This window comes from Clostridium perfringens (assembly GCF_016027375.1).
Lineage (GTDB): Bacteria > Bacillota > Clostridia > Clostridiales > Clostridiaceae > Sarcina > Sarcina perfringens.
Window position 1 is genome coordinate 2,834,531 of sequence record NZ_CP065681.1, and the last position, 16,742, is coordinate 2,851,272.

A 16,742-nucleotide genomic window follows, 5' to 3' on the forward strand; every position below is an offset into this window, starting at 1 on the left:
TTTAGCCAAATCTTCCTGTTATATAATCTTCTGTTCTCTTATCTCTTGGATTTGTAAAGATTGTATTAGTATCACTAAACTCTACAAGCTCTCCATTTAAGAAGAATGCTGTTTTATCTGATATACGCGCCGCCTGCTGCATATTATGTGTTACTATTACTATAGTATATTTATCCTCAAGCTTTCTTATAAGCTCTTCTACTTTTAATGTTGATATTGGGTCTAAAGCTGATGTTGGCTCATCCATAAGAATTATTTCTGGATTCATAGCTATAGCCCTAGCAATACATATTCTTTGTTGCTGCCCTCCTGAAAGACCTAAGGCAGAAGATTTTAATCTATTCTTAACCTCATCCCAAATAGCAGCATCTCTTAAACTCTCTTCTACAATCTTATCTAAAACCTTTTTATCTTTTATTCCATGTACTCTTGGTCCATAAGCAACATTGTCATATATACTCATTGGGAAAAGATTAGGCTTTTGAAATACCATCCCTACTTTAGTACGAAGTGCTATAACATCATCGTCTTTGTATATATCTTTTCCATCGACCTGTATTTCTCCTTCAATTCTAACTATAGGAATCAAATCATTCATTCTATTTAAAGTACGAAGGAAAGTTGATTTACCACATCCTGAAGGACCAATTAGTGCTGTAACTTCATTTTCTTTTATATCTATATTAATTTTCTTTAACGCATGATTACTTGCATAAAATAAATCTAAATCTCTTACTTGAATTTTTGTTTTCTTATCACTCATCTTAATACCACCTTAAATTAATAGTTTGCCTTATTAAATTTTTTAGCTATTAACTTAGCTGAAATATTTAATGCTAGTATTATAACTATAAGAACTATTCCAACTGCCGCTGCTGTTTCTATATCTCCTTTTTCCTTTGTTACAAGGTAAGCTTGAACTGTAAGTGTTCTTGCACTTGAAAAAATTCCTTTTGGCATTTGTGCAACAGTTCCAGCAGTAAGTAATATAGCTGCTGATTCCCCTATTATACGTCCTATTGATAATATTACTCCTGAAAGTATTCCAGGCATTGCACTTGGTAATATTACTTTATATAAAGTTTGAAACTTTGTAGCACCTAATCCTAAGGATGCTTCTCTATATGATTCCGGCACAGTTTTTAAAGCTTCTTCTGTAGTTCTAATTATTACAGGTAAAATTATTATTGATACTGTTAATGAACCTGCTAAAATTGAATACCCCATTTTTAAAGCTACTACAAAGAATATACCTCCAAATAATCCATAAACAATTGAAGGAATACCTGCTAAACTTTCAGTAGCAAATCTTATAAACTTAACCATCTTTCCTTGTTTAGCATATTCTTGTAAATATACAGCTCCCAAAACTCCTATGGGAGTAGCCACTGCTAAGGAAAGTAAAACAGTCCATAAGGTTGTTACTATCATTGGCAATATTCCACCACCGCCACCAGCTGAATAATTACTTGTTAAGAATGTTAAATTTATTTTTCCTATGCCCTTTATAAATATGAATCCTAAAATAATTACAAGAATTCCTATTGTAAAGATGGCTGATAACCAAACTAACCCATTTAATATATTATCTTTAACTTTTCTCATATTTATTTACCGCCCTTGTTAGAAAGTTTACTAAGTACTAAGTTTAGTATTAATATGAATGTAAATAATACTACCCCTGTTGCAAATAGCATTTCTTGGTGAGTTCCAAATGCATACCCCATTTCTAAGGCTATATTAGTTGTAAGAGGTCTTACACTATCCATTATAGAACTTGGAATAACAGGTGTATTTCCCGCTACTAATATAACTGCCATTGTTTCTCCAATTGCTCTACCTATTCCTAATACTACCCCTGTCATTATTCCTGATTTAGCCGCTGGTACAATAACTTTAAATATTGTTTCAGTTTTTGATGCTCCTAAGGCTAATGATCCTTCTTTATATGCATTAGGTACAGCTCTTATAGCAGTCTCTGATACTGTTATTACCGTCGGTAACATCATTATTGCTAATACTATTATTACAGCTAGCAAACTTTGTCCTTTAGGTAAATTAAATACCTCTTGTATTGTAGGAACTATTATTGCTAATCCAAATACTCCATATAAAACAGAAGGGATTCCAGCTAAAAGTTCTACTGCTCCTGACATAATTTTTGCTATTTTCTTTGGTGCTATCTCTGCTATGAATATTGATGTTAATATTCCCACAGGAACACCTATTAATAAAGCTCCTATTGTAGCACCTAAAGAAGCCACAATCATAGGTAATATTCCATATTTATTTGCACTTGGTATCCATTGTGTACCAAATATGAAATCCCAGAAAGAATATCCTTCTATTATGAAGGGTCTTAATCCCTTATAAAAAACAAATCCTATTATTAAAAGTAAACTTATTACAGCTACTGAGGCACTAATTAAAAATATCTTTTCAGTTAAGCTTTCTATGAAATATTTACTCTTATTATTCTGACTTTTAGCTTCCATATTTACCTCCACCTTAAATTAATCTCCAATAAATATATCTTTGACATTTTTCTTAAATTAATTCTCTTTAATAAATAAGTATTAAGTTACACTTATTAATCCATCTTCTTCAACTATTTCTTGTCCTTCTTTACTCATTATGAAATCTATAAATTTCTTTGAATTTTCATTTAAATTTTCCTCTTTATATACTAATAAAAATGGTCTTGATAGCTTGTACTTTTTATTTTGTACATTTTCAGCTGTAGGCTTTACTCCATCAATACTAACAGCGTGCACTGAATCATCTACATAACTAAAGGATATATATCCTATTGCATTCTTATTTCCTGCTACCATTGTTTTAATACTTCCAGAACCATCTGAAATCTGAGCCTGTGGACTTATTTCTTCTGAATTGAATCCAACAATTTCTTGGAAGGCATCTCTTGTTCCTGATCCATCTTCCCTTGAAACTAATACTATTGGAGTATCTTCTCCACCAACCTCTTTCCAGTTTGTTATTTTACCTGTATATATATCCCTAATCTGCTCCATTGTAAGATTTTGCACTGGATTTTCATTGTTAATTATTACTGACATACCATCATAGGCAATAGGTTTTTCTTTAATTCCAGATTCTAATTCCTTTTCCTTTAAATCTCTTGAAGAAATTCCTATCTCTACAGTTCCATTTATAGCATCTTTTATTCCTGCTGATGATCCTAATTGATTTACCTCAACAGTAATATCTGGCATCTCCTTTTTAAAAACTTCTGCTTCAGCCTCTACTAATGGTCCTACTGAACTTGAGCCTGAAATTTTTATTATATTAGCTCTTGATCCTCCACCACATCCTGTTAATAAAAAGCCCATTGCTAAAATACTGCTTAATGCAATTACTACTCTTCTCCTATTCATTTTTTCCTCCGCTTATATAAATTTAATATACATTTTAAAATCTAATAATTTATTTTTATTTAATTTTATATTTTTGTTTCGCTTACAAGATTAATCTTATTTCTCTTAGGTTAAGTTAATATTATTTCTATGTTAAATCTATGTAAAAAAATCTAATAAAAAAATCCTAAGAATATAAATAATCTATTCTTAGGATTAAATGTATATTAAATATATAAGCGAACTATTTTACTTTTATTAAGTGTTCTTTAGCTACTATGTCTTGCCCTTCCTCACTTAATATGAAATCTATAAAACTCTTACCTGATTCTGTTAAATTCTCTTCCTTATAGACTGCTAAGAAAGGTCTTGAAACTTTATAAGATTTATTTAAAACATTTTCTGGTGTTGCTTCAACTCCATCAACCTTTACTGCACTTACACTATCATCAACATAACTAAAAGATATATATCCTATTGCATTTTCATTACCTTGAACTAAGGACTTGATATTTCCTGATCCATCTGATATCTGAGAATTAACAGTTAACTCTTCAGCCTTAAATCCCACTATTTCTTGGAAAGCATCTCTTGTTCCAGATCCATCCTCTCTAGAAACAACCACTATTGGAGCATCATTCCCTCCAAGTTCTTTCCAATTTGTTATTTTTCCTGTATATATGTCTTTTATTTGAGCTAATGTTAAATCCTTCACTGGATTATTTTTATGTGTTATTAAAGCTATTCCATCATAAGCTATTTCTACTTCTTTAAGTCCTGCTTGTTTTTCTTCTCCCTTAAGGTCACGAGAAGCCATTCCTATTTCTGAAACTCCCTCCATAGCATTTTTAATACCTGCTGATGATCCTATTTGATTTATTTCTATAGATACATCTGGTTTCTTAGTCTTAAAAGCCTCCGCCTCTGCTTCCATAACTGGCCCTACAGAAGTTGATCCAGATATACTAACTGAATTTGTAGATTTTGCTTCGCTTCCTCCAGAATTACATCCAACCATGGCTGTTGCACCTATAAATATAGTACCTATAATTGCTATTAATCTCTTTTTAAACATATTTAAATTCCCTCCAAAATCTCAGTTAATATTGAGTACACTCTTATATTATCTTCTCAATGTTAAAAGGAAATTATGCTAAGGTTAAGTCCATGTTAATAAAAAAAATAAAAAGACTTTATAAAAAGTTATTTTTATACAAGTCCTTTTATAATCATTAACACTTATAATAAAAGTTATGAATTAAGTGGTAAAACACTACCTTAATTATTATTTAATAGTCTTGACAACATTTATTAGCCTTGGAAAGGCATATTCAAAGAATTCCTTGTAGCTTTGACAATAGTAGTTTAACTCTAAGTCTGAGTCTTCCTTTGAATCTCTGCACCTTCTACATCCACCTTTACAAAGTCTAAACCACTTACACCTTTGGCATTCTTCATGAACTTTAAAGGATGATTTTATAAACTCATGATTTTTATTTGTTTCAAATAATTCTTTCATTGTCATATCCTGTATGTTGCCTAGTCTCCATTTATCTAAAACATAAAAATCACAAGGATAAACACTCCCATCACTTTCCACAACAAACTGACAGGTACATGTCCCATTCATTCCACAAGATGATGACTTTCCTAATAAAATTGTTTCTAATAAACCATCAAAATATCTAATGCTTACTCTATTTCCATTTAGAAAATCTTCATACCAAAAATCGAATAAATTCTTTAAAAACTTAGTATAATCCTTTGGCTTTAAAGAATAATTATATTTACCCTTTTCCTCGTACAATGGGTCAAGACAATTTATAAATTGAAGAAATTTAAAATCTTTTTCCTTAAAATATCTATATATTTTATTTACATGCCTAACTGTATTAGAGGTCACAACGCATAATATATTAAATTCAACATTATACTTTTTAAATAAATCCGTTGCCCTTTCTACCTTACTAAAGGTATCTAAACCATAACAATCTTTTCTATTTAAATTGTGTATTTCCTTAGGTCCATCCATAGATAGTCCCACAAGAAATTTATTTTCACTTAAAAACTTTGCCCAACTTTCATCTATTAAAGTCCCATTGGTTTGCAAACTATTACATATTTTTAAATTTTTATAATTATGTTTTCTCTGAATCTCAATTAACTTTTCAAAAAATTCTAATCCTGCTAAGGTAGGTTCTCCTCCCTGAAAAGCAAAACTACAATGGCCATCAGCTTCATTCAAAACCCCTTTGACCATGCTTTCTAAAACTTCATCTTTCATAATACCATAGCTCTTAACATTCCTATTGTCACTTAAAGAATGATAAAAACAATAAGTGCATTTTAAATTACATCCACTAGAAGCTGGCTTAATAAGCAAACTTAATGGTGGCATCCCAATTCCCCCTCTTACTTTTCACAATTATAATAAAAAATATTTATCACTTCTAATAAAATTTATTAATATATAATAACTATCCTTAATAGTATTAAACTTTTGCTAACTCTTCTTTCAAAGCTTTATAACCAATCTTTTCATTAATTAATCTTACTACCTTATTCATTTCATATTGATCTCTTCCTTTAATACTATATTCTCTACCATCTTTTAAGAATATAGTAATTAAGTAAACATATTTATTAGCTGTATTAATTATATTAATTTCTTTAACATCATGAAAATTAATATTTTCCTCTCCATTTATAAAAAGAATAAAATCATTTTTTCTTATAATAAAAGTACTTTTAATACTTTCCTTTGTAGCATATATAAACATTCCAAAACAAAAAATAATAGTTAATACTCTCCATATAGTTGATGTAATATTATTAGCTTCTCTTGCCATAACTCCAATTACCATATCAAAAGCGGAAAATATTAATAATACGTTTGATAGCTTATCATATAATAAACTAATAACTTTTGAATCTGTTTTTTTCTTTTCTAACTTAATAGTTTTTAATTTATTATTCCTATAAATAATTAAACCACCTAATATCAAAATACATACAATCAATCTAATAACCATAACTCCTCCTTTGTTCCCTCTGCTAAAAGCAAATTCTTCATAAAAATCACTTAACAAATTATTAATTTTCTTTATTGTATCATTTTTACAAATTAAAGGAAATAACAACTTTATTGTATAAAAAAGTTCACTAGATATAAGCGAAGTAATATTTGAATAAGTGATTAGAATCTATTATTTTCCCTATAAACCCTATAAAAAAAATTCATCATATATAAGCGAAATGTATTTGAATGAATGATTAGAATTTAATTGTTTTTGGAATGAATTTATCCTTAAAAATCTGAAACTGTTTGAAATGAAATGAGTTTTTCTCTTTTAGATAATCTTAATATTTATTTTCTTACTAAGTAATAAAAAGCTCTATAAAAAAGTTCACTAGATATAAGCGAAGTAATATTTGAATAAGTGATTAGAATTTCATTTATTCTGTAATAAATATAATGTTAAAAGGCTGAGACTGTTTGACCAACGGGAGTTTCGAAGCCTTAATTATATTTATGGAAGAATTAATAGAAATTCTTCACGAAATTCAATAATTACTAAGCTATATCTAGTGAACTTTACTTAATAGAGTTCTTAATTCCTATCTTGGGATTAATCCTATTTTCTTTTGCATTTTTCTAAGAGTTTTCATTGCAGCATAATTTGCTTTTTCTGCACCCTTTTTGTATATTTCCTCTAAAGCTTTTTTATCTCCTAATAAAGCTTTAACCTTTTCTTGAACTGGAGCTAACTCTTCAACTATAGCTTCAGCTACATCATTTTTAAATTCAGCATATCCTTTGCCATCATACATTTTTACAACTTCCTCAGGAGTATATCCTTTTATTGCACAAAGAATATTTATTAAATTCTTAACGCCTGGCTGTTCATCAGTATAATTTACTACACCAATACTATCTGTTACAGCTCTTGAAATTTTCTTTCTTATAACATTAGGCTCATCCATTATTAATATGAAACCATTTGGATTAGCATCTGATTTAGACATCTTTTTGCTTGGATCTTGTAAATCCATTATTTTTGCGCCCTCTTTTGGAACATATCCCTCTGGTATAGTGAATGTTTTGCTATAAGAATTGTTAAATCTAGTACCAATATCTCTAGCAAGCTCTAAATGTTGCATTTGGTCTTTTCCCACTGGAACAAGATCTGCATTATATAAAAGTATGTCAGCTGCCATAAGAACTGGATAATTAAATAATCCTGCTCCTATTGAATCGCCCATTTTCTTTGATTTATCTTTATACTGAGTCATTCTGCTTAATTCACCCATATATGAATTACATGTTAAAAGCCATGAAGCTTCTGAATGAGCTGGTACATGTGATTGTATAAATAATGTATTTTTCTCTGGATTTATTCCTGATGCTATATATATAGCTAAAACTTCTAAAGTTCTTCTTCTTAAATCTGCTGGTAATTGTTTTACTGTTATGGCATGTAAATCAACAACGCAGAAATAACAATCATATTCTTCTTGTAATTTAGTCCAGTTTTTTATAGCGCCTAAGTAATTTCCTAATGTTAAATCACCTGATGGCTTTATTCCACTAAAAATAATTTTTTTCTTATCTTCCATTAGTTTTTCTGATGCTTCTAAAAATCAAATGAAGTATCAGATACACCTCCTTTATAAAAATTTAATTAACCTTTTTATTTCTTAAATAGCTATTTTCTTTTAAAATAAAAAAGCCCTATAAGCCATAAGACTTATAGGACGAATATATCGCGGTACCACCTAATGTTACAAAGAAAATTCTTTGTATCTCTTTCTTGTAACGTAAGAATTACGATTTAGAATACTAAAATTCCTCTAAACATCTCGAAGATCCATTCAACTTAAGCATAACTATCATACTCCCAGCAAACATATGACTCTCTTAAAGTTTGTTTTTAAGTTTACTAATTCTTGTCATTGATATTTTATATTAAACTTTAATGTTATTTTATCATTTTTTACTCTTTAGTCAAGATTATTTATTTCTTTTACTTATTATTAAGATGAATTCTATAATTATCCCGTTAATATCCATTTTAACATTAATTTAATATTACAGCTATTTTTTTATCAAATTATCAAGTTTACATTTCCACAATTTTATATATAAAATATTTTTGTTGATTTTTCTTAACATTATGATAATATAGTATTATAACTTTTAAAAATAAAATAAAAATTTAATAAAAGAATATTAGCAAAATACTATATAAAAATTTTTTAAATCAAATTATAAATCAATATATTTTAAAATTATTTATCTCTTATATCTTAAATAATAATTTTAAATGTAAATATTAATTTGATTGTTTAAGAAAGACGGGGTGTATATTATGAATAACAAAAGATCAGATTTTTTAGTAATCGGCTTTGCACTATTCTCAATGTTTTTGGGGGCTGGTAACCTTATTTTCCCACCTTTATTAGGAAGAAATTTAGGTGCAGATTACTATTTAGGGATTATAGGATTTATAATAACTGGAGTTGGAGTACCACTACTTGGTATATTATCTTCAATGAGAGTTAACGGTAAGTTTGAATTATTCGGAGATAAAGTAGGTAAAAAATTCTCATTAATATATTCAATAGCATTATTTATACTTATTGGACCATTATTAGCTATTCCTAGAACAGCAGCTACTACATTTGAATTAGCATTTGCTCCTAACTTTGCAAATATAAATTACTTTGCAGTAATAGTTGTTTACTTTTTAGTTAATTTAATCTTTGTATTAAAGCCATCAAAAGTTATAGATGTTTTAGGTAAATTTTTAACTCCTATATTATTAGCTATATTATTTTTCTTAATAGCTAAGGGAGTTCTTAGTCCAATAGACGCTTTAACAAAATCATATACTCCTGATGCCCTTTCTACATCATTACTTGAAGGATATCAAACAATGGATGCAATTGCAGCTGTTATATTCTCTTCAATAATATTAGGTTCAATAAAAGCTAAAGGATATACTGGTAAAGCTAGCTTTAAATTACTTATTAAAGCAGCAGTTATTGCAATCGGAGGACTAGCAATAATTTATGGTGGATTAATCTTCCTTGGGGCTCATACTGGGGATTTAGCTTTAGATTTATCAAATTCTCAATTATTACTTTTTGTTGCTGAAAGTATTCTAGGACATGCAGGTGCAATATTAATAGGTGTATCAATGGCATTAGCTTGTTTAACAACTTCAATAGGATTACTTTCTGCTGGTGGAAGCTTCTTTGAAAGAGTTTCTAATGGTAAATTGCCATATAAATTTAACGTTTTATTAATGACAGTAACTAGTATATTAGTTGCTAGTATGGGATTAGATAAGATAATATCATTATCAGCTACTTTACTTGGTGTAATCTACCCAGTAACAATAGTTCTTATATTATTAAATCTATTCCATAAGAGAATAACTAACCCACTTACTCATAAGGTTACTGTATATGTTACTTTAGTAGTTAGTATATTAATAACACTAGGTAACTTTATACCTGGAGTAGAAAACTTAGTTTCTCTTCTTCCTCTATACTCTAAGGGATTTGGTTGGGTAGTACCTGCTTTAGTAGGATTTATAATACCAAGCATTATTCCTACAAGAGAAACTGCTACAGCTTAAAATATAATATCTTATAATATAAGAATATTTATCAAAATTTATATTTGATAAATATTCTTTTTTATTTATAAATCTTTTTTTCACTTTAAACTTTATAAAAAAATATTATTTTTTAGCTATAATTTTATGCGCTTTATCTTAAGCAAAAATAACCTTTCTTTAATTTTAATATTTTAAAAATAACATTAATATTATTTTTAAATTTTAACAATCTTATCCATAACTTTACAACTTATGCAATAGAATGCTACAATTGTTTTGTAATTTTAAAAAGGGAGGATGCTTACATTGGCAAGAAAAACTAATAAAAAAAGGAGTTCAAAAAAGCCTGCTAAAAATCGTAAATTAATAATTGCACTTTCAATTATAGGGCTTTTAATAGTTGGTTTAGTAGGAGGGGTAGCTACTTATGGACTAACTATGCTTGGAAAAGTGAACAAAGTTGATTTAAATGAAGACAATTTAGGAATTGATAAAGCGGTAGATGAAAAGCTTTCTAAATACGATGGAATAGCTAACATAGCTTTATTTGGAATTGATGCTCCTGAAGGTACTGATGGTAGATCAGATGCTATAATGATAGCTACAGTTGATAAGATACATAATAAACTTAAATTAACTTCAATAATGAGAGACTCTTATGTGGATATTCAAGGACATGGAAAAGATAAAATAAACCATGCCTATGCTTTTGGTGGACATGAATTAGCTTTAAAAACTTTAAATGAAAACTTTGACTTAAATCTTAAAGATTTTGCTACAGTTAACTTCTCATCATTACCTAAAATAATTGATTCTGTTGGTGGAATGGATCTAAATATAAGACAAGATGAAATTGATGCAAGTCCTGGTATAAACGATCATATAAAAAATTTAAATGCAATTAATAAAACTGATTGTCCTTTAATAACTTCACCTGGTGTTCAACATGTAAATGGTACACAAGCCCTAGCTTACTGTAGAATAAGATACACTGCTGGTGGAGATGGTGAGAGAACTGAAAGACAAAGAATAGTTTTAAGCAAATTATTTGAAAAATTTAATCAAGTTTCTCCAACTAAATACCCAACAATCTTAAACGAACTTATGCCTATGGTAACTACTAGTCTTTCATCTGGTGAAATTCTAAATCTTGCAAAAATAGTTGCTTCCATGGGTGGTTCTGGTTTAGAACAAGAAAGATATCCTATGGATGAATATTCTAAAGGTGAAATGATAAATGGTGTTTATTATTTAGCATTTGATAAAGATGTTACAGTTAAGCAAATTCATGATTATATTTTTGAAGATAAAAAATAAAATTTTTTATATACTTCTATATATTTATAGAAGTATTATTTTTGCTTAATACTATTGATTTAAATTAAAATATACTTTTTTTAATTCTATAATATTGATATAAAAATTGGAGGTTATTATGAAAAGAAGGAGAATTATTACAACCCTTATACTAACGCTTACTTTATCCTTGCAAAGCATATCAGTTTTTGCTCAGCCAAATAAAGAAGTATCTAACATTTCTTCAGAAAAGACTGATATAAATAATGGCTGGGTTCATGAAAATAATAATTGGTATTATATATTAAACAATGAAAAAATAACCGGTTGGAAAGAGATTGATGATAATTGGTATCATTTCAATAGTGAAGGAATCATGGAAACTGGTTGGCAATTTATAAATGGTGATTGGTATTATTTAAAATCTAATGGTCCTATGGCTACTGGTTGGCAATTTATAAATGATGATTGGTACTATTTAAAACCTAACGGTCCTATGGCTACTGGTTGGCAATCTATAAATGATGATTGGTACTATTTAAAACCTAATGGACCTATGGTTACTGGTTGGCAATTTATAAATAATGACTGGTATTATCTAAAGTCTAATGGGCCTATGGCTACTTCATGGCAAAAGATAAATGATGATTGGTATTACTTAAAACCTAATGGACCTATGGCTACTGGTTGGCAAAAGATAGATAACAATTGGTACTATTTAAATTCTAATGGGCCTATGGCTACTGGCTGGAGATTCTTAGATAACAATTGGTACCACTTAAGTGAAAATGGACCTATGACTATAGGTTGGAAAAATTCAGATGATAAATGGTATTATCTTGATGATAATGGTGCAATGGCTCAAGATTCTGAAAAAACAATTAATGGAAACATATATAAATTTGATTCAGATGGGGTAATGATAACTGATAAATGGTTTGAGTCTACTTATATAAATAAAGATGGAATTGTATTACACGGTTCTCCATCTAGATCTCATTCATATACTCAATACAAGTTATTTAATTATATGAGTAATGAAGACAATAGAGAATCTGTTCATTATGCTGCTATAGACCTTCACGGTGGAGAAACAACTAATAACTGTGTTTATTTCACTTCTGAAGCCTTAAGAAGAGCTGGAGTTAAAATCCCTCTATATGTAGCTAACACATATCAATTAGAAAGAGAATTACTTTCTAGAGGATGGATAAGATCAACTAACACAAGTGATCTTAGACCTGGAGATGTAGTATTTTCAGGATATAAACATTCATTTACATTTATGAATTGGTATGATGATGATTATGCTTATATAGTTGATAATCAAAAAAAATATTTTGATTCTGTTCTTCATAGAAGACTAGTCTCAGTAGATGACCCTGTTAACGGTACTATAAGAGCAACTCATTTCTTCTATTTACCAGAATAATATGTATAAAAATTTATTTTTAATTTATAAAATTATTAGTAATTATTAAAGTCTATTTTAATTTATATAAAAAAGAGACAAGCTATTAGCTAAAACTTAAGCTAATAGCTTGTCTTTATTATTTCTCTACTACTGATTTAACATAGTCTAATTCTTCTAAATTATCAATTTCATAAATACTATTTTCTGAAATCTTTTCAATGCGAATATCTAACTTAGAAATATTATTCTTTACAATATCATCCCAATATAACTCACTAAAATCGCCATTTTCAACCATGTCTTCAAGTTCCTTAACTATTATATCTGTATCTTTCTTATCCCAATAAGATACTCCACATAATATATAACCTTCATCATCTCCAACTTCTATATCATTTACCTTTAAATCCTCATCAAAGCTAAGTTTCCATTCTCCTTTAAAACCTTGTTTATTGGCAGAAAAATACATTGATGTTTCTGGTTTTTCTAATAAGAAATTTTCTGATATGTAAACATCAGCATCAACTACATAGGTATTCTCTAAATATTCTCTAACTAAATACATAGTATATATATTGTTATATATATCATATTTATCATTATTAACTAGTTTTACTCCGTATTTATCCTTTAAATAATCAAATTTCTCTGCAAGATAACCTGTAACTACAATTATTTCTTCTACTCCTCTTTCTCTTAAAAATTCTATCTGTCTTTCTAAAAGAGGTCTTCCATTAACTTCTATAAGTGACTTAGGTGTATCTAAAGTTAGGGGTCTTAATCTAGTTCCCATTCCTGCTGCTAGTAATATTGCTCTCATTTATTAATCTCCTTTATTATTCTCTCAAAACTTACTTTATATTTCTTTTTCTTTAAAATAATCTAATATTAAGGCATTTACAATCCCATCTTAATTAGTAAAATATAATTAATTTCTTTTATTATATATTTCATATCTATTAAGAACTAAACTGCTGTATTAGTAACATTAGTTAATTCTTCTTCATGTGCTGGTTGAGTTGCCACTACAAATGAGCCTATCATAACCATTAAAGCACATATTACCATTTTAATAGTTATATCATGACCTAATAGTACTTTATCAAAAATCATTGCCCATACAACATAAGTTATATTAAGTCCCATTGCTCTTGTTGGTCCTAATTTATGAATAGCCGTATAATAACAAACGTAAGAGATTGTTCCCATTAAAGCTGTGCCTATTATAACCAAAATAACATTTCCTTTTAAAACTTCAAATACTAATGGATAAGCTTTTAATAAAGGAAGAATTATTACCCCTGAAAAAAGAGCAGATATAAACTGTCTAATTTGTAAAGCTTGCTTAGGACTTATATCTTCATCTTTCATACCATAAGAGCATATTACAGATTCTGAACCCCATCCTAAAACACTTAACCCAGCAAATAAAAATCCTATTAAACTAGCTTTTCCCCCATCATTTCCAAATCCTAAAAGAGCTATTCCTAATATACTTATTGTTAATCCAATATATCCTTTTCTACTAATTTTTTCTTTTAAGAATATTGCTGCTAAAATTGCTCCAACTGCAGGATATATTGATGATATAGTAGCTGCATATGATGGTCCTATATAGTTAACAGAAAGTAAATATCCAGTCATACCCATAGGCCCACCAAATATAGATGCTAAAATAACATATTTTGTACTTGGAGTTTTTAATGACTTAAAAAGTTTTCCAACTTGTCTTGTAAAAATCATATAAATAAACATCCATAAAGTTGAAAAAAAATCATGTAAAAATGTACTTACAAAAGGAGCTAACATTATAGCTGCCTCTGTATTTATAAATGGAGCCATGGATAATATAACTCCAACTAAAACAGTATCTAGCCCCCAAGCCATAGCAGATATAATTCCACTACCATATCCCTTATAATTACTTTTAAACATACTGCCTCTCCTTTAAATTCATACTTTATTGCCCCATTAAAATTTTATCTAATAACTCTAAGTTTTTCTTTCCTCTATTATATCTATCTATACCATAAGTTCCAAAATCATCGCCTTGAGCCTCTTTTAAAATAGTCCATATGCTCCATAAAAAGTCCTGACATATTTTATAAACAAGAATTCTTATCTTATGCTTATCTTCAATTAAATTGTTAAAATATAGATTTAAGAATAATTCTTCATCATCCTCTGAAAAATCACATTCAATTGAGTGAGCCGCTAAATCCCACATAGGATCATTTAATCCACTGTACTCCCAATCTATTAGATACATTCTTTCATTAATATCTTTAACAAAGTTTTCTGGAACGGTATCATTATGACATGGTTTTATTTCCATTCCATTATCTTCTAAAACTTTTTCTAACTTTAATACTCTTGTTTTTATTTCATAATAATCTTCAAAAAGAGTACCACTAACCTTTTTAACAAGACTCTCATAATCCTCAATTTTCTCAAAAACATTAAATCTATTTTCCATTTTTATCTCTGAATTATGTAAAGTTCTTAATGCCCCTACCACTAATTCCATATTTTCTTTCTTTTTAGCCGTTGCAGGATTAAGAGTTTCTGCTCCCTCTATAAGTTCTGCAATCTTTACTCCAGACTCTTCATCAAAGAAAAGTATTTTAGCATCTATTCCTTCATCTGCTGCTAGTTTAGAGTTTATCATTTCATCTCTTCTATTAATCATAGAGCTTGTACCTAATCCTGGTATTCTTACTATATAGGCTTTGTCATTTACAAAAGCCTTATAGTTTTTATTAGTCATACCTCCTACAGGTACTATTTCTTTAACTTCCTCTTCTGAAACCTTTAATCCATTAACTATAGCACTTTTTACTTGATCTATTTTATATTGCATTTCTTTTCTTCTTATCATAGGTATAATGTGTTTCTTTACTTTTTCATATTGATCTTTATTGTCAATTTCTCCCCAAACAAGGTCATTTATCTTTTCATAACCAACCTTATAATTTCTAGCAACATCTAACATAGTGTACTCATAATTCATATATGGATTTATATTATGTTTAAATTCTTCTAACATCATTTTAAATAATTTATAAGATATTTTGCTTATACCAATCATTTCTCCATCAATCTTATTAAATTGGTGTACATCTTTTGACATTTTAAAAAGATAGCCATCTCTTATTTCAACGAAGGCCTCATCCCCTGATCCACTTTCATTAGTAATTAAAACACAATCTCTATTATCATTTTTAATAATTTGTTCTACAGCTCTACTTTCAAAAACAAGATCATTTTCTACCAATATAAAATCATCATCTATATATTCCTTAGCTAAAGCTAAAGAACTCATAGTTCCTGTCCATTTATAATTTGAATTAGTTACACAAAAAATTGTTGAATCTTTTTCAGCTAATTCTTCATAGTATTCTTTCTTATATCCATTTACTATAACAATCTTCTCTATACCATTTGATTTCAAAATATCAATTATTCTATCAATTATTCTGAATTCTTCAAGCTCTAAAAAACCAGCTGGCTTTCCAAAATCACCTTTACCACCAGCTCCTAAAATAACAGCTTGTTTAACTTTATGAAATTTATGCTTATGTATTGATAACTTTGTGCTTTTAACTTTATCTAATGAATTTTCTAGTAATGCAATTCCTGCCTCAGTTAATTCATATTTAACATTTCTCTTATCTATATCAATTTTAACTATGTATTCTTTAGTCAATAGTTCCTTAAGTAAAGAATTTATTTTACCTAAAGAAATGTTTAGCATTTCTGCTAATTTTCTTTGACTTATATTGTCTTCATCATTTATAATTTTTAAAACTTCAATATCATATGATAACATCCTCAACTCTCCCTTCGTTCATTTTTTGAACATTAATATAATATCACAAAATTTTCCTTATTACAATAAAAAAAGTATTAACTTATCCTAGATAAGTTAATACTTCTTAAAACTATTTAATAATATTAATTTTAAAATTACTATTTAAATTTGATATTATTGCTAGATATATACTTCTTATTTAAGATTATTTTATATTAAGT

14 protein-coding genes and 1 other annotated feature are annotated in these 16,742 nt (G+C 28.3%); of the genes, 3 read left to right on the forward strand and 11 right to left on the reverse strand.

Annotated elements, in window-relative coordinates:
• Position 1 precedes the first annotated feature (1 nt).
• From pstB to trpS, 8 genes are all read right to left on the reverse strand, one after another.
• Positions 2–763 (reverse strand): phosphate ABC transporter ATP-binding protein PstB, encoded by a 762-nt coding sequence (gene pstB, locus I6G60_RS13270; protein WP_003453508.1) that lies wholly within the window; start codon positions 761–763, stop codon positions 2–4.
• 17 nt (positions 764–780) lie between these two features.
• Positions 781–1,605: a phosphate ABC transporter permease PstA gene (gene pstA, locus I6G60_RS13275; RefSeq protein ID WP_003460575.1), complete on the reverse strand. Its 825-nt coding sequence runs from the start codon at positions 1,603–1,605 to the stop codon at positions 781–783.
• A gap of 2 nt (positions 1,606–1,607) precedes the next feature.
• Positions 1,608–2,495, reverse strand: a complete 888-nt coding sequence (pstC, locus tag I6G60_RS13280; RefSeq protein ID WP_003453504.1) for a phosphate ABC transporter permease subunit PstC — start codon at positions 2,493–2,495, stop codon at positions 1,608–1,610.
• An 81-nt stretch (positions 2,496–2,576) separates the two neighbouring features.
• On the reverse strand, positions 2,577–3,395 hold the full coding sequence (locus tag I6G60_RS13285; RefSeq protein ID WP_011590282.1) for a phosphate ABC transporter substrate-binding protein: 819 nt from the start codon (positions 3,393–3,395) through the stop codon (positions 2,577–2,579).
• Between the two features lie 223 nt (positions 3,396–3,618).
• Positions 3,619–4,449: a phosphate ABC transporter substrate-binding protein gene (locus I6G60_RS13290; RefSeq protein WP_003460571.1), complete on the reverse strand. Its 831-nt coding sequence runs from the start codon at positions 4,447–4,449 to the stop codon at positions 3,619–3,621.
• A gap of 210 nt (positions 4,450–4,659) precedes the next feature.
• Positions 4,660–5,772, reverse strand: coding sequence for an anaerobic sulfatase maturase (locus tag I6G60_RS13295; RefSeq protein WP_111744057.1), 1,113 nt, complete (start codon positions 5,770–5,772; stop codon positions 4,660–4,662).
• Between the two features lie 94 nt (positions 5,773–5,866).
• Positions 5,867–6,406 carry a hypothetical protein gene (locus tag I6G60_RS13300; RefSeq protein WP_003476923.1) on the reverse strand — a complete coding sequence of 180 codons (540 nt, stop codon included), beginning with the start codon at positions 6,404–6,406 and terminating at the stop codon, positions 5,867–5,869.
• Between the two features lie 586 nt (positions 6,407–6,992).
• Entirely contained in the window at positions 6,993–7,991 is a 999-nt protein-coding gene (gene trpS / locus I6G60_RS13305; RefSeq protein ID WP_003464429.1) for a tryptophan--tRNA ligase, read from the reverse strand.
• A gap of 131 nt (positions 7,992–8,122) precedes the next feature.
• Positions 8,123–8,337: a binding site (T-box leader), on the reverse strand.
• A gap of 406 nt (positions 8,338–8,743) precedes the next feature.
• On the opposite strand from trpS, the gene brnQ reads away from it, so the two are divergent.
• The 3 genes from brnQ (at position 8,744) to I6G60_RS13320 (ending at position 12,728) form a co-directional block, all read left to right on the forward strand.
• Positions 8,744–10,018, forward strand: a complete 1,275-nt coding sequence (gene brnQ, locus I6G60_RS13310) for a branched-chain amino acid transport system II carrier protein (protein WP_003453506.1) — start codon at positions 8,744–8,746, stop codon at positions 10,016–10,018.
• A 288-nt stretch (positions 10,019–10,306) separates the two neighbouring features.
• Positions 10,307–11,317 carry an LCP family protein gene (locus I6G60_RS13315; protein WP_003460577.1) on the forward strand — a complete coding sequence of 337 codons (1,011 nt, stop codon included), beginning with the start codon at positions 10,307–10,309 and terminating at the stop codon, positions 11,315–11,317.
• Positions 11,318–11,435: 118 nt separating this feature from the next.
• Positions 11,436–12,728, forward strand: a complete 1,293-nt coding sequence (locus I6G60_RS13320; protein ID WP_003460565.1) for an N-acetylmuramoyl-L-alanine amidase family protein — start codon at positions 11,436–11,438, stop codon at positions 12,726–12,728.
• Positions 12,729–12,846: 118 nt separating this feature from the next.
• On the opposite strand, the gene I6G60_RS13325 is transcribed toward I6G60_RS13320, so the two are convergent.
• The 3 genes from I6G60_RS13325 to I6G60_RS13335 form a co-directional block, all read right to left on the reverse strand.
• Entirely contained in the window at positions 12,847–13,530 is a 684-nt protein-coding gene (locus tag I6G60_RS13325; RefSeq protein ID WP_011009940.1) for an NTP transferase domain-containing protein, read from the reverse strand.
• Between the two features lie 146 nt (positions 13,531–13,676).
• A complete protein-coding gene (locus I6G60_RS13330; RefSeq protein WP_011009939.1) occupies positions 13,677–14,645 on the reverse strand; it encodes a DMT family transporter in 969 nt (322 codons plus the stop codon).
• Between the two features lie 25 nt (positions 14,646–14,670).
• Entirely contained in the window at positions 14,671–16,539 is a 1,869-nt protein-coding gene (locus I6G60_RS13335) for a phosphocholine cytidylyltransferase/choline kinase family protein (RefSeq protein ID WP_057230824.1), read from the reverse strand.
• Positions 16,540–16,742: the final 203 nt, after the last annotated feature.